Annotated in this window: 13 protein-coding genes; 7 read left to right on the top strand and 6 right to left on the bottom strand. The window is 73.1% G+C overall.

From position 1 onward, the window contains the following. Nucleotides 1-36: 36 nt before the first annotated feature. The 3 genes from ABZ899_RS05190 to ABZ899_RS05180 are packed head-to-tail and all read right to left on the bottom strand — an operon-like array spanning nt 37 to nt 2,604. Nucleotides 37-795, bottom strand: a complete 759-nt coding sequence (locus tag ABZ899_RS05190) for an ABC transporter ATP-binding protein (protein WP_361340935.1) — start codon at nt 793-795, stop codon at nt 37-39. Then, entirely contained in the window at nt 783-1,544 is a 762-nt protein-coding gene (gene cbiQ / locus ABZ899_RS05185; RefSeq protein ID WP_361340932.1) for a cobalt ECF transporter T component CbiQ, read from the bottom strand. Before cbiQ ends, ABZ899_RS05190 begins: the two co-directional genes overlap by 13 nt. Before the next feature lies 1 nt (nt 1,545). After that, nucleotides 1,546-2,604, bottom strand: a complete 1,059-nt coding sequence (locus ABZ899_RS05180) for an energy-coupling factor ABC transporter permease (RefSeq protein WP_361340930.1) — start codon at nt 2,602-2,604, stop codon at nt 1,546-1,548. Nucleotides 2,605-2,825: 221 nt separating this feature from the next. Here ABZ899_RS05180 and ABZ899_RS05175 point away from each other — a divergent pair, with 221 nt between their 5' ends. Continuing rightward, the gene (locus ABZ899_RS05175) at nt 2,826-3,188 is read left to right on the top strand and encodes an SsgA family sporulation/cell division regulator (protein WP_361340927.1); all 363 of its coding nucleotides are present in this window, start codon (nt 2,826-2,828) and stop codon (nt 3,186-3,188) included. A gap of 3 nt (nt 3,189-3,191) precedes the next feature. On the opposite strand, the gene ABZ899_RS05170 is transcribed toward ABZ899_RS05175, so the two are convergent. The 3 genes from ABZ899_RS05170 to ABZ899_RS05160 all read right to left on the bottom strand — a co-directional run bounded on the left by ABZ899_RS05170 (nt 3,192) and on the right by ABZ899_RS05160 (nt 8,650). Beyond that, nucleotides 3,192-4,862: a penicillin-binding transpeptidase domain-containing protein gene (locus ABZ899_RS05170; RefSeq protein ID WP_361340925.1), complete on the bottom strand. Its 1,671-nt coding sequence runs from the start codon at nt 4,860-4,862 to the stop codon at nt 3,192-3,194. Nucleotides 4,863-4,958: 96 nt separating this feature from the next. After that, a complete protein-coding gene (locus ABZ899_RS05165) occupies nt 4,959-6,590 on the bottom strand; it encodes a penicillin-binding transpeptidase domain-containing protein (RefSeq protein WP_361340922.1) in 1,632 nt (543 codons plus the stop codon). A gap of 317 nt (nt 6,591-6,907) precedes the next feature. Then, the gene (locus tag ABZ899_RS05160; protein WP_361340919.1) at nt 6,908-8,650 is read right to left on the bottom strand and encodes a phospholipid carrier-dependent glycosyltransferase; all 1,743 of its coding nucleotides are present in this window, start codon (nt 8,648-8,650) and stop codon (nt 6,908-6,910) included. 62 nt (nt 8,651-8,712) lie between these two features. Between ABZ899_RS05160 and rsmI the strand changes: the two genes are divergently transcribed. From rsmI to ABZ899_RS05130, 6 genes are all read left to right on the top strand, one after another. Next, nucleotides 8,713-9,561, top strand: a complete 849-nt coding sequence (rsmI, locus tag ABZ899_RS05155; RefSeq protein ID WP_361340916.1) for a 16S rRNA (cytidine(1402)-2'-O)-methyltransferase — start codon at nt 8,713-8,715, stop codon at nt 9,559-9,561. Between the two features lie 192 nt (nt 9,562-9,753). Then, entirely contained in the window at nt 9,754-10,149 is a 396-nt protein-coding gene (locus ABZ899_RS05150; protein ID WP_361340913.1) for a hypothetical protein, read from the top strand. Nucleotides 10,150-10,195: 46 nt separating this feature from the next. After that, on the top strand, nt 10,196-11,083 hold the full coding sequence (locus ABZ899_RS05145) for a TatD family hydrolase (RefSeq protein ID WP_361340910.1): 888 nt from the start codon (nt 10,196-10,198) through the stop codon (nt 11,081-11,083). A gap of 133 nt (nt 11,084-11,216) precedes the next feature. Continuing rightward, nucleotides 11,217-12,602: a ubiquitin-like domain-containing protein gene (locus tag ABZ899_RS05140; RefSeq protein ID WP_361340908.1), complete on the top strand. Its 1,386-nt coding sequence runs from the start codon at nt 11,217-11,219 to the stop codon at nt 12,600-12,602. A 58-nt stretch (nt 12,603-12,660) separates the two neighbouring features. Beyond that, on the top strand, nt 12,661-13,533 hold the full coding sequence (gene rsmA, locus ABZ899_RS05135; RefSeq protein WP_361340905.1) for a 16S rRNA (adenine(1518)-N(6)/adenine(1519)-N(6))-dimethyltransferase RsmA: 873 nt from the start codon (nt 12,661-12,663) through the stop codon (nt 13,531-13,533). Continuing rightward, complete coding sequence (locus ABZ899_RS05130) at nt 13,530-14,429, top strand: 4-(cytidine 5'-diphospho)-2-C-methyl-D-erythritol kinase (RefSeq protein WP_361340902.1); 900 nt, start codon at nt 13,530-13,532, stop codon at nt 14,427-14,429. The genes rsmA and ABZ899_RS05130 overlap by 4 nt, the downstream gene beginning before the upstream one ends. Nucleotides 14,430-14,466 lie beyond the last annotated feature (37 nt).

Here is a 14,466-nt window from a genome sequence, read left to right as displayed (position 1 = left end):
GAAGTGTGGCCGACGTCTCGCGCGCGAGGGCGGCGGTCAGGCGCCCATGGGCACCGAGCGCGGGTCGAAACCGAAGGGAAGCTCCAGCCGGTGGGCGCTCATCAGCGCGTCGTCGGCGAGGAGTTCACGGGTCGGGCCGTCCGCCGCGATCACGCCCTCGCTCAGGATCAGCGACCGCGGGCACAGCTCCAGCGCGTACGGCAGGTCGTGGGTGACCATGAGGACGGTGACGTCCAGCGAGCGTAGGATGTCGGCCAGTTCGCGGCGGGAGGCCGGGTCGAGGTTGGAGGACGGCTCGTCCAGGACGAGGATCTCCGGTTCCATCGCGAGCACGGTGGCGACCGCGACCCGGCGCCGCTGCCCGAACGACAGGTGGTGCGGCGGGCGGTCCTTGAACTCCGCCATGCCGACCCGCTCCAGCGCCCGGTCCACGCGCGCCTCCAGCTCGGGCCCCTTGAGCCCGGCCGCGGCCGGCCCGAACGCCACGTCCTCGCGGACCGTCGGCATGAACAGCTGGTCGTCCGGGTCCTGGAACACGATGCCGACCCGGCGCCGGATCTCCGCCATGTGCTCCCGGCCCACCGGCAGCCCGGCGACCCGCACCGTGCCGGTGCCGCCGCTCAGGATGCCGTTGAGGTGCAGGACGAGGGTCGTCTTGCCGGCGCCGTTCGGGCCGAGCAGCGCGACCCGTTCGCCGCGCTCGACGGAGAAGTCCACGCCGAACAGGGCCTGGTGTCCGTCGGGGTAGGCGAAGGCGAGGCCGGAGACCTCGAGGGAAGCGGTCACAGGGTCCATCCCAGCAGACAGACGACGAGGGCGGAAAACGGCAGCGTCAGGGCGTACGTCCACTGCGTCCGGGACGCGGTGACCTCGTCGATCACCGGCATCGTCCCGGCGTACCCGCGGCTGACCATGGCCAGGTGCACCCGCTCCCCGCGCTCGTAGGAGCGGATGAACAGGGCGCCCGCGGACTTGGCGAGCACGCCCCAGTGCCGTACGCCCCTCGCCTCGAAGCCGCGGGACTCGCGGGCGATGCGCATCCGCCGCATCTCGTCGGCGATGACGTCGCCGTAGCGGACCATGAAGGACGCGATCTGCACGAGCAGCGGCGGGAGCTTCAGCCGTTGCAGGCCGAGCAGCAGCTCGCGCAGCTCGGTGGTGGAGGCGAGCAGCACCGAGGCGGCGACCCCGAGGGTGCCCTTGGCCAGCACGTTCCAGGCGCCCCACAGGCCGCCGACGCTCAGCGACAGGCCCAGCACCTCGACGCGCTCGCCCTCCGCCACGAACGGCATGAGCACGGCGAACGCGACGAACGGCACCTCGATCAGCAGCCGCTTCAGCAGGAACCGGGCGGGCACGCGGGCGGTGTGCGCGACGACGGCGAGCAGGACCGCGTACAGGCCGAACGCCCACATCGCCTCCCGCGGTGTGGAGACCACGACGACCACGAACGCGAACGTCGCGGCCAGCTTGGTGTGCGGCGGCAGACCGTGCACGGGCGAGTGCCCGTGCCGGTAGAGCCGGTGCGCGTGCCCCGCCCCCATGTCAGGCGCCGCTCGTGCTCGCGGCGGAGACGTCGGCGGGTCCGGCCGTACGGCGGCGGCGCACGGCCCAGAAGACCGCGCTGCCCGCGACGACGGTGACCCCGACGCCGATCACGCCCGCGAGGCCGCCGGACAGCCGGGCGTCGGTGACGTCCTTGACGCCGTAGTCGGCGAGGGGGGAGTCGGCGACGGCGTGGTCCTCGGTCTTCTTGTCGATGCCGTGGTCGGCGGCGACCTTCTCCAGTCCGTCGGGGCTGGCGGAGGCGTAGAAGCTGACGAACCCGGCGAGGACCAGGGAGGTGACCAGGCCCACGGCCCACACCTTGCGCGGGGAGCGCGCGGCGGCGACCGGGGCGGGCTCGGCGGCGGGCGCGTCGACGAGTTCGCCGTTCACCCGCAGCCTCAGCCGCTGCCGCAGGTCGCGGGCGCCGTACACCAGGTCGGGGCGTACGGCGACGACGGCGCCGACGGTCAGCGCGGTGATCGTGGCCTCGCCGAGGCCGATCAGGACGTGTACGCCGACCATGGCGCCGGCGACCTTGCCGAGGGAGACGTCGGTGGTGCCGCCGACCGCGTACATCAGGGTGAAGGCGAGGGCCGCCGCCGGGACGGACAGCAGGGCGGCGGTGAAGGAGGCGACGGTGATCGAGCGGCGGCCGCGGGGGAGCACCTTCACCAGGAGCCGGAAGACGGCGTAGGCGACGACGGTCGTCACGATCGCCATGTTGGTGATGTTCACGCCGAGCGCGGTCAGGCCGCCGTCGGCGAACAGGATGCCCTGCATGAGCAGGACGACCGACACGCACAGCACGCCGGTGTACGGCCCGACGAGGATCGCCGCGAGGGCGCCGCCGAGCAGATGGCCGCTGGTGCCCGCCGCCACGGGGAAGTTGAGCATCTGGACGGCGAAGATGAACGCGGCGACCAGACCGGCCAGCGGCGCGGTGCGTTCGTCGAGCTCGCGCCGGGCACCGCGCAGGCTCACGGCGACGGCGGCCGCGGCGACCACTCCGGTCACGGCGGAGGTGGGGGCGTCTATGAATCCGTCAGGTACGTGCACCGTTCGATGATAGTGGCTTAATGCGAATGGGTTGCAAGAGCGAGGGGCTGTTCATTGCGTCCGCGTCGGTCGTGGGACGGCCTCCGCATGATTCCGCACACATCTGAGCCCGATCCGGCTACGACGAGCGGAATCGGGAAGATGTGCGACATTGGAGAAGGAGCGGAGGCACAGCCTTCGCACAGGTCACGCGTCATGTCACGCGGGTTAGGGGCCGTCCGATGTCCGTAGTCGAGCAGTACGCGCGAGCCCACATCGTCACCGACGCGGACATCCTGACCTCGGAACAGGACGCGGTCCCCGTGGTCCTGCGATACGACCCCGACACCGATCCGGGCGTCGTCCACATCCGGCTCCCCGGAGGCGACACCCACGACTGGACGTGCTCACGCACCCTGCTGGAGCAGGGGCTGCGCGCCCCCGCCGGGAGCGGCGAGATACGGGTGTGGCCCTGCGGCCGGGTGCAGTCCGTGGTCGAGTTCCACTCTCCGCAGGGCGTCTCGGTCGTCCAGTTCGAGACGAAGGCGCTGATGCGGTTCCTGCGGCGGACCTATCTGGCCGCCGCGGAACCCGTGCACAGCTGAGCCTCAGCCACCGGCCTTCAGCAGGGCCGCCACGATCGGGCCGGCCGTCGAACCGCCGTGCCCTGCCGCCTGGACCACACCCGCCGCCGCCAGGTCGCCGCGGTAGGCGGTGAACCAGCCGTTGGGCTTCTTCTGCCCGTCGACCTCGGCCGAACCGGTCTTCGCGCCGACGTCGCCGCCGACGCCCGCCATCGCCTCGGCCGCCGTGCCGTACCGCGCCGTGTACGCCATCAGATCGCGCAGCTGCGCGAGCGTGGACGCGGACATCGCGCGGGCCGCCTTCGCCAGCGACCGGCCGTCCACCTCAGGGGAGACCAGGTAGGGCTGCTTGAAGGTGCCCTCCTTCACGGTCGCCGACACCGACGCCATGTTCAGCGGGTTCATCCGCACCCCGCCCTGCCCGATCAACTCGGCCGCCATCTGCGCCTGGGACTGCACCGGGACGGCACCGTCGAAGGTGGGCACGCCCACCGACCAGTTGTTGAGGGAGAGGCCGAAGACCTGCTGGGTCTGCTTGGTGAGACTGTCGTCGTCCAGCTTCGGCGCCTGGCTGATGAAGGCCGTGTTGCAGGACCGGGCGAAGCTCGCCTTGAACGTCCCGCCCTTGATCTCGAACTTGTCGTCGTTCTGGAACTTCCAGTGCCCGTAGGTGAAGTACTTCGGGCAGGGGTGCTGCTCGTCCGCGGACGCCAGGCCCTTCTCGATCAGCAGCGAGGAGGTGACGACCTTCATCGTGGAGCCGGGGGCCAGCGACCCCTGGAACGCGGTGTTGAAGCCGTGCGAGGAGTTCGCCACCGCGAGGATCTCGCCCGTGGAGGGGCGCAGCACGACCACCGACGCCTTCTCCTTGGCGGCGACCTGCTGCTCGGCGAGCGCCTGGAGCGCCGGGCTCAGCGTGGTCTTCACCGTGCCGGGCGTGCCCTCGCTCAGCTCCACCAGCGTCTTGTCCGACAGCTTCGCCTTGTGGGACTCCTTGCCCCGGACCACCTGGAGCTCGACGCCCGCCGTGCCGCCGGCCTTCGCACCGTACTTCTCGCGCAGCCCGTCCAGGACCGAGCCCAGCGACGGGTAGGTCTTCTCGGTCAGCTCGCCGCCGTCGCGGTCGAGTGCCCGCACCGGCGGGGTACCGGACGCGCCGGTGACGAGCCGGTCGCCGTCCTTCAGCTCCGGGTGGACGACCGCCGCGCGCCACCGGACCAGCGGCCTGCCGTCCTCGGCCCGCCGGACGACGGTGAGGGCGCTGTCGTACGTCAGGGGCTTGCTGGTGCCCTTGTAGGTGACGGTGCCCTTCACCGAGAAGGGGACCTTGTCGCCGGTGCGGGGGCCCGGCGTGAGGGTGACGTCCTTGATGTGGGCGTCCTTGGAGTAGCCGGTGAGCAGGGCCTTCGCGGCGGCGCCGTCGTCCGTGGCGGCGGCCGCCTCGGCCACCTCGCCCTTCTGCCAGGCGGTGAGGAACGCCTCGGCGGCCGTGGTGACCTCCTTGCCGGACAGCGGGCCGGACCTGACCTTCCTCGCCCGCTGCTCGTCGGAGGCCGACTGCGTGTCGGCCGCGGCTCCACCGCCGTACAGGGCGTAGACGCCGAACCCGGCGCCCCCGATGACGACGGCGATCATCCCGCCGACCACGGCGGGATGGGTCTTCCGCCGCTCGGCGACGCGCTTTCTTGTGCCCACTGCTTTCCGTTCCCTCGCGAATCAGGGGTCCCCGGTGCCCCGCTGCCCTCACGCACAACGACGACAGCCTAGAGTCCCCGGGCGCCGAGGGTGAGGTCAGCCGGCCGCTCGTAGCACGGCTGCGACAATCGGACCGGCCGCGTCGCCGCCGTGCCCGCCCTGCTGGACCAGCGCGGACGCCGCCACGTCGTTGCGGAACGCCGCGAACCAGCTGTCCGAGGTGGCCTCCCCGTCGACCTCGGCCGAACCGGTCTTCGCGCCGATGTCGCCGCTCAGCCCGCGCATGGCCGGCGCGCCGGTGCCCTGTGTCGCGGTCAGCCGCATCATCTGCCGGATCTGGTTCGCCGTGCCCGGCCGCAGCCCGGCCGCGGTGGCGAAGTCGCGGTCGTCGAGCGTGCGCGGCACCAGGTACGGCTGCCGGAACGCGCCGGTGATCGCGGTCGCCGTCACCGACGCCATGGTCAGCGGGTTCATCTGGACCGTGCCCTGCCCGATGGCGTTGGCCGCGCGGTCCGGGCCGCCGGAGGCGGGGACGCTGCCGTCGAAGGAGCTGATGCCGGTCCGCCAGTCACGGCCGATCCCGAACCGCTGCTCGGCCTCCGTCGTCAGGGAGGAGTCGGTGACCCCGTCGCGGCCGACGAGCTTGATGAAGGCCGTGTTGCAGGACCGGGTGAAGGCGGCCGAGAGGGTGGCGCCGGGCCCCTCGTCCGGCTTCATGCCCTTCAGGTTCTTGAAGGTCTGGCTCTGCCAGACCGCCGAGTCCGGGCAGGGCGCCGGGCCGTTCATCGCGGCCAGGCCGTTGTCGATGAGCATGGCCGAGGTGAGGATCTTCATCGTGGAACCGGGGGCGACCTGCCCCTGGAACGCGGCGTTGAAGGCGTCCTCGCGGTGGTTGGCCACGGCCAGCACCTCACCGGTGCTCGGCTTGAGGGCCACCACCGAGGACTGCCCGTACTGCTTCACCGCCTTCTCGGCCGCCGCCTGGGCGCCCGCGCTGAGCGTGGTGCGCAGCTTGCCGGGTCTGCCTTTGGAGAGGGTCAGCAGCGAGGTGTCCGGGGCCTCGGTGACGGTGTGCCGGATCGACAGCTCCACACCGGGCTCGCCGCCCGCCTTGTCGCCGTAGCGGGACCGCAGGGTGTCCAGGACCGGGCCGAGCGAGGGGTACTTCTCCTTCGTCAGCGCGGTGCCGTTCCGGTCGACGGCCTCGATGGGCGGGCTCGCGGCCTCGCCGGTGACGAGAGTGTCGCCCTTGCGCAGCTCCGGGTGGATCACGGACGGCTGCCAGTCGACCAGCGCCCGTCCTGTACTGACCCCGCGCACCACGGTGAGCCGGCTCTCGTAGCGCAGCGCCTCGGACTTCCCGCCGTACGACACCCTGGCGTCGACGGTGAACGGCACGGTGGTGCCCTTCGCCTTCCCCGGCGTGATCTTCACATCGGTGATGTGCGCGGCCTTGGTGTAGGCGGTGAGCAGGACGCCGGCGGCCGCGTCGTTGTCGGTCCGGGCGGCGGCCTGCTCGACCCGGCCCTTCTCCCAGGCGGCGAAGAACGCCTCGGTGGTCTCCGCCACCTCGTCCGCGTCCGGCGGCCCGGACCGCGCCGACCCCCCGGCGCCGGTGGCCCCGCCCCCGTCCAGCGCCGACACGATGTTGTAGGCGCCGTATCCGGCCCCGCCCACCATCAGGGCGAACACCCCGCCGACGACCGCGACCTTGACCCCCTTGGCCATGATCCCCTCCCCGTTCCGTCCTCCGCACTGTAAGTGGCGTGGGGGAGAACTGTGAGGGGTGTTTTCTTTTGTGACCGAACGTCTGGAGGAAAACGCGGGAGGACACCGTCGCGGCCGGCGAGGATCCGCTCTCCGCGCACCCCGATACCTGGCGACGCCGCCCGCACCCCGGGTGCTCGCACGCCCGGCGCGACGAACCGGCGGCCGGGCCCCCTAGGTCCTTTCGTTTAAATCATCCCGGCGTCGCAGCACGTCGCCATGTCCCGTCGGCCACAGCCGGGCTGATCCAAACGAAAGGCCCCAGCACGTTCGCCCAGCTACACCCACGTGTCCAGCCACATCCGCGACCGCCACTCGTCGATCGGGATGGACTGGCCCGTGTGGAGGGGCCAGAAGTAGATGAAGTTCCAGGCGATCAGGAGGACCAGGACGCCCGCGGCCGTCGCGCCGATCACGCGGCGGGTGTCGCCGGAGCGGGGCGGGCCGATGATCGCGCCCAGGAGCATCGCCACGGCCAGGCACAGGAAGGGGAGGAAGACGATGGCGTAGAAGAAGAAGATGGTGCGTTCCTGGTAGAGGAACCAGGGGAGGTACCCGGCCGCGACGCCGCAGGCGATGGCGCCGGCCCGCCAGTCGCGGCGCAGCAGCCAGCGCCACAGGACGTACAGGAGGGCCGCGGCCGCCACCCACCACAGGACCGGGGTGCCGATCGCCAGGACCTCGCGTGCGCACTTGCCGCCCGCGTCGGAGGGGCAGCCGTCCGCGCCGGGCAGCGGGGACTCGTAGAAGAACGACACCGGACGGCCGTCGACGATCCAGCTCCACGGGTTGGACTGGTAGGTGTGCGGCGAGGACAGGCCGACGTGGAAGTCGTACACCTGGCGCTCGTAGTGCCACAGGCTCAGCCACCAGTCGGGGAACAGCCAGGACCAGTCGCTGGTGCGTCCGTCGGCGGTCGCCCAGTCGCGGTAGTAGCCGCCCTTGCCGTTCGTCGGGGAGAGGATCCAGCCCGTCCAGGACACGAGGTAGGTGACGATCGCCACCGGCACCGTCGCCAGGAAGGCCGGCACCAGGTCGTGCCGGGCCACGGCCCGGTACGGGTGCCGGGCGCCGGCGACCCGGCGTGCGCCGACGTCCCACAGCACCGTCATCAGGCCGAACGCGGCCAGGACCCATAGGCCGCTCCACTTGGTGCCGAGGGCCAGGCCGAGCATCAGGCCGGCCAGCCAGCGGTAGGGGCGCAGGCCGAGGCGGAGAGTCTCGGCGATGTGCGCGTCCGGGCGGGCCCTCCCGCCGGCGTCCACCGGCAGCGCGGCGGCCAGTCTCGCGCGCGCCCGGTCCCGGTCGACGATCAGGCAGCCGAAGGCCGCCAGCACGAAGAACATCAGCACCCCGTCCAGCAGCGAGGTGCGGGCCATCACGAAGGCCAGTCCGTCCACGGCCATCAGCGCGCCCGCGACGCAGCCGAGGAACGTGGAGCGGAAGAGGCGGCGGCCGATGCGGCACAGCATCAGCACCGAGAGCGTGCCGAGCAGCGCCGTCATGAAGCGCCAGCCGAACGGGTTGAACCCGAACATCAGCTCGCCCAGCCCGATGACGTACTTGCCCACCGGCGGGTGCACGACGTACGCCGCGTCCGTCGGGATCGGCACGTGGTCGCCCAGCTCCAGGACCGACTTGTTGGCGTTCTTGTCCCAGCTGACCTCGAAGCCGCGGTGGATCAGCGCCCAGGCGTCCTTGGCGTAGTACGTCTCGTCGAATATCACCGCCTTCGGGCTGCCCAGGTGCCAGAAGCGCAGCACGCCGGCGAGCAGCGTCACCAGCAGCGGACCGCCCCACGCGGACCAGCGGGTGATCCGGGCGGCGAGCGGGCCCGAGACGCCGAGGAACTGCCACATCCTCGGGCTGGGCGCCACGTACGGCGGCACGAGCCGGTCGCGTACGTCGCCGCCGGGCGCGGCGGAGTAGCCGAATCGGCGCAGCCGCTGCTGCCACGACGGCCGCTGCTCGTGCGATGCCTGGTCCTGCCGGGTGTCCGTGGAGGACGCGGTACTGGTCACCGCGCCATCGTAGGGAACACGTCTGTGACAGTCGCGCGGATGCGCCCTGCGAGACTGGAAACGTGACAGGAACCCTTGTACTGGCAGGCACCCCCATCGGCGACGTCCAGGACGCGCCGCCCCGGCTCGCGGAGGAACTGGCCGGCGCGGACGTGGTCGCCGCCGAGGACACCCGGCGCCTGAAGCGCCTCACCCAGGCGCTCGGCGTGCAGCCGTCCGGGCGGGTCGTGTCGTACTTCGAGGGCAACGAGTCGGCGCGCACCCCCGAGCTGGTCGAGGCGCTGCTGGAGGGCTCGCGGGTGCTGCTGGTGACCGACGCGGGCATGCCGTCCGTGTCGGACCCGGGGTACCGGCTGGTCGCGGCGGCGGTGGAGAAGGACATCCGGGTCACCGCCGTGCCCGGCCCGTCGGCCGTGCTGACCGCGCTCGCCCTGTCCGGGCTGCCCGTGGACCGGTTCTGCTTCGAGGGGTTCCTGCCGCGCAAGGCGGGGGAGCGGCGCTCGCGCCTGGCCGAGGTCGAGCGGGAGCGGCGCACCCTCGTCTACTTCGAGGCCCCGCACCGGCTCGACGACACCCTCGCCGCGATGGCCGAGGTGTTCGGCCCCGAACGGCGGGCCGCCGTGTGCCGGGAGCTGACGAAGACGTACGAGGAGGTCAGGCGCGGCGGGCTCGGGGAGCTCGCGGCGTGGGCCGCCGAGGGCGTGCGCGGCGAGATCACCGTCGTCGTCGAGGGGGCCCCGGACAAGGGCGCCGAGGAGGTCGACGCGGCGGAGCTCGTGCGCCGGGTCCGGATCCGCGAGGAGGCGGGGGAGCGGCGCAAGGAGGCGATCGCGGCGGTGGCCGCCGAGGCCGGGGTGCCCAAGCGGGAGGTCTTCGACGCCGTCGTGGCGGCCAAGAACGCGGGGGCGTGAAGGTGGTGTGAGCAGGGCGTATGCCCGGATGAGCGGGCGCCCCATGCCGGGGTAAAGCGACTCGGGCGTTTCGGCAAGGAACGGCCAATTCACCGCCAACACTGGACAGATCCCGTGCGTTCGCCGCCGCCCGGGAGTCCACTGAGTCGTGGGGCGCCGACCGTCCCAGCCCAGCGGACCACAGGAGCCGGCATGAGTGAGAGCACACAGCAGGTCCCCGACCTTCACGGCGCCGCGACCGCGGTCGTCCACGAGTCGTACTCGTTCGCGTGCATGCGCTGCGGGCACGGCTGGGAGCAGTCGTACGAGATAGAGCACCACCGGGACGCGGACGGCCAGGAGTTCGTCCGGTACGTGGCCGACGGCCGCGTCGTGCCGTCGCCGCTGAGCCGGCCCGCCTGCCACAACTGCGACGGGCACGTGGTGCGCATCATGCGCGCCGGGCAGGTGTCCTCCGTGCAGAACTCCCTGCACGGCCCCCGACCCGTCCCCGCGCAGGCCCCGGCCGTGCCCGCGCCGGCGGGTGAGGCGCCGCACCACTGGCAGCTCTCCGACCTCCTGCACGTCTTCCACCGCAAGGCCGGCTGACCCGCCGCCCGGCCGGGTGGGCAGGCCCCTTCCGTAGGATCGGGGCATGTCTTCGAACGCCGCCGACAAGCACGCCGCCCCGCCCGCGCCCGAACCGCTGCGGGTGCCGGTCGCCGACTCGCACACCCACCTCGACATGCAGTCCGGCAGCGTGGAGGACGCCCTGGCGAAGGCGGCCTCGGTCGGGGTGACCACCGTCGTGCAGGTGGGCTGCGACGTACGCGGCTCGCGCTGGGCGGCCGAGACGGCGGCGGCGCACGACGCCGTGCACGCCACCGTCGCCCTGCACCCCAACGAGGCCCCGCGTATCGTCCACGGCGACCCCGACGGCTGGTCCCGGCAGGGGGCGCGCGAGGCCGGGGGCGCGGCGGCGCTCGACGAGGCGCTCGCCGAGATCGACCGGCTCGCCGCGCTCCCGCACGTCAAGGGCGTCGGCGAGACCGGCCTCGACCACTTCCGCACCGGCCCCGAGGGCATCCGGGCGCAGGAGGCTTCCTTCCGCGCCCACATCGAGATCGCCAAGCGCCACGGCAAGACCCTCGTCATCCACGACCGCGACGCCCACGACGACGTCCTGCGCATCCTCAAGGAGGAGGGCGCCCCCGAGCGGACCGTCTTCCACTGCTACTCCGGCGACGCCGAGATGGCCCGGGTGTGCGCCCGCGCCGGCTACTACATGTCCTTCGCCGGCAACGTCACCTTCAAGAACGCCCAGAACCTGCGGGACGCCGTCGCGGTGGCCCCGCCGGAGCTGCTCCTGGTGGAGACCGACGCGCCCTTCCTCACCCCGGCCCCGTACCGCGGACGGCCCAACGCGCCGTATCTCATTCCGATCACGGTCCGGGCCATGGCCGAGGTGCGCGGCATCGACGAGGACACGCTGGCCGCGGCCCTGGGATCGAACACCGCGCGGGCCTTCTCCTACCCGCGCTGACACCCGCCCGACGGCCCTCCTGGCTCCCAACGCCCGTAAAAATTACGGTGCGTAGCCGCGTCGCCTTGGTGACCGCCCGGCGCTCCGCTAGGTTCTGGTGGCCCTGAACGGACCCCTCCGCTGGAGCGTCGTCGTGAGCAACGCGCAGTTCGAGACGTATGGACCGAACCCGTCCCCGTACCCCCCGGGGTACGGCGGCTTCGACCCGTACACCGCTCCCACGGTGCCCTACGGCACGCCGGCCGCCTTCGAGACGTACACGGAACGTCACGACACCGGATACGGGGGCGGCGGCGCGTCCGAGGCGTACGCGGACACCTACCGCCTGGCGTACGAGGTGGCCGAAGGGGCGTACGCGCCCGGCGCGGACCACCGGACCGGGCGGCGGGCCGCGCACCGCCGGCGCGGCCGGACCGTCGAGCGGGTCGAGGGACCCATGCGCCGGCTGGTCCCGCAGGCCCTCGTCGTCGCTTTCCTGGCGGGCGGCACCAGCGCCTTCGTCGCGAGCGACAAGGCGGTCGAGCTGACCGTCGACGGCACCCCGCGCACCCTGCACACCTTCGCCGACGACGTCACCGAGCTCCTCGCCGACCAGGGCGTCGAGGTCGGCGCCCACGACGTGGTGGACCCGCCCGCCGGATCGGCGCTGCGCAGCGGCGACGAGGTCTCGGTACGCCACGGGCGGCCCCTGCGGCTCACCCTCGACGGCCATCGCCGCGAGGTGTGGACGACCGCCCGCACGGTGGAGGCCGCGCTGCGGGAGCTCGGAGTGCGCACCGAGGGCGCGTACGTGTCGGTGCCGCGCTCACGGCGCATCGGACGCGCGGGGCTCACCCTGGACGTGCGCACCGAACGCGCCGTGACGGTCCTCGCGGACGGCCGGGCCCGCACCGTCCGCACCAACGCCGCGACCGTCGGCGAGGTCGTCGAACAGGCCGGCATCACCCTGCGCGGGGACGACACCACCTCGGCGCGGGCCGGGGACTTCCCGCGCGACGGGCAGGCGGTGACCGTGCTGCGGATCACCGGCGGCCGGGAGATCCGCGACGAGGTCATCCCCTTCGACGTACGGCGCGTCGAGGACCCGGCGGTGTTCCGGGGCACCGAGGTCGTCGAGCAGCCGGGACGGGCGGGCCTGCGCCGCATCACGTACACGCTGCGCACCGTCAACGGGGTGCGGCAGAAGCCGCGGCGCACCGGCACCGAGCTGGTGCGCCGGCCGCAGACCCAGATCGTCAAGGTCGGTACGAAGCCCCTGCCGACGTCGACGGACTCCACGGGACGGCTGAACTGGGAGGGACTCGCGGCCTGCGAGTCGGGCGGCCGCCCCGACGCCGTCGACTCCTCGGGGACGTACGGCGGCCTGTACCAGTTCGACACCGAGACCTGGCAGAAGCTCGGCGGCCGGGGCCGCCCCCAGGACGCCCCGCCCGCGGAACAGACGATGCGGGCCAAGAAGCTGTACGTCCGCCAGGGCACCAGCCCCTGGCCGCACTGCGGGCAGCGCCTGCACGGGTGAGACGGGCGCCGGGCCCGCTCCGGCGATCCGGCCCGGTGGCGCCCCGTACCCTTGTCGGGTGAGCAGCCCCACCCCCGACGCCCTCCTGGGCCCCGCCGACATCCGTGAACTGGCGGCCGCCCTCGGTGTGCGCCCCACCAAGCAGCGCGGCCAGAACTTCGTGATCGACGCGAACACCGTCCGCCGAATCGTCCGCACCGCCGAGGTCCGCCCCGACGACGTGGTCGTCGAGGTCGGCCCGGGGCTCGGTTCCCTCACGCTCGCCCTGCTGGAGGCCGCCGACCGGGTCACCGCCGTCGAGATCGACGACGTGCTGGCCGCCGCGCTGCCCGCCACCGTCGCCGCCCGCATGCCCGATCGCGCCGACCGGTTCGCGCTGGTCCACTCCGACGCGATGCACGTCACGGAGCTGCCCGGCCCGGCCCCGACCGCGCTGGTCGCCAACCTCCCCTACAACGTGGCCGTCCCGGTCCTGCTGCACATGCTGGAGACCTTCCCGAGCATCGAACGCACCCTGGTCATGGTGCAGTCGGAGGTCGCCGACCGCCTCGCCGCCGCCCCCGGCTCGAAGGTGTACGGGGTGCCGTCCGTGAAGGCCAACTGGTACGCCGAGGTCAAGCGGGCCGGCGCCATCGGCCGCACCGTCTTCTGGCCCGCCCCGAACGTCGACAGCGGCCTGGTCGCACTGACCCGGCGCACCGAACCCGTCTCGACCACCGCGTCCCGGCGCGAGGTGTTCGCCGTCGTCGACGCCGCCTTCGCCCAGCGCCGCAAGACGCTGCGGGCCGCACTCGCCGGCTGGGCCGGCTCCGCCGCCGCCGCCGAGGCCGCCCTCGTCGCGGCCGGCGTCTCCCCGCAGGCCCGCGGCGAGTCCCTGACGGTCGAGGAGTTCGCGTCCATCGCCGAGCACAAGGAGCAGGGCCAGCAGTGAGCGTCACCGTCCGCGTCCCCGCCAAGGTCAACGTCCAGCTCGCGGTGGGTGCCGCCCGCCCCGACGGCTTCCACGACCTGGCCAACGTCTTCCTCGCCGTCGGCCTGTACGACGAGGTCACCGCGACGCCCTCGCCCGGCGGCCCACGCGTCACCTGCGACGGCCCCGACGCCGCGCAGGTCCCGCTCGACGGCACGAACCTCGCCGTCCGCGCCGCCGAGGCGCTGGCCGCGCGCCACGGCCTGACCCCCGACGTGCACCTGCACATCGCCAAGGACATCCCCGTCGCCGGCGGCATGGCGGGCGGCAGCGCCGACGGAGCGGCCGCCCTCCTCGCCTGCGACGCCCTGTGGGGCACCCGGGCCTCCCGCGAGGAACTCCTCGACATCTGCGCCGAACTCGGCAGCGACGTCCCGTTCAGCCTGGTCGGCGGCGCGGCCCTCGGCACCGGGCGCGGCGAGAAGCTGCGCCCCCTGGACGTCGGCGGCACCTTCCACTGGGTGTTCGCGATGGCCATCCGCGGCCTGTCGACGCCCGCCGTCTTCCGCGAGTTCGACCGGCTCGCCGAGGGCACCGGCGTCTCCGAGCCCGTCGCCTCCGAGCCCCTGCTCGACGCCCTCGCGAAGGGCGACCCGGACGCGCTCGCCGCCGCCGTCTCCAACGACCTCCAGCCCGCCGCGCTCTCCCTCTTCCCGGAGCTGGCGGACACCCTGGCCGCCGGGCGCGCGGCCGGCGCGCTCACCGCGCTCGTCTCCGGCTCGGGCCCCACCACGGCGTTCCTCGTCCGCGACCCCGGCAGCGCGCAGAAGGTCGCCGAGACCCTGCGCGCCTCCGGCACCTGCCGTACCGTCCGCACGGCCTCGGGCCCGGCCCCCGGCGCCACCGTCCTGGCCTGACCTCCGGCCCGACTAGGCTGGGAGGCTGACCCACGCG

The organism is Streptomyces sp. NPDC046859, assembly GCF_040645135.1.
In the GTDB taxonomy this organism is placed as follows: Bacteria; Actinomycetota; Actinomycetes; order Streptomycetales; family Streptomycetaceae; genus Streptomyces.
The sequence above is the reverse complement of the archived record's forward strand: the minus strand, read 5'-3'. Positions and strand labels throughout refer to the sequence as shown.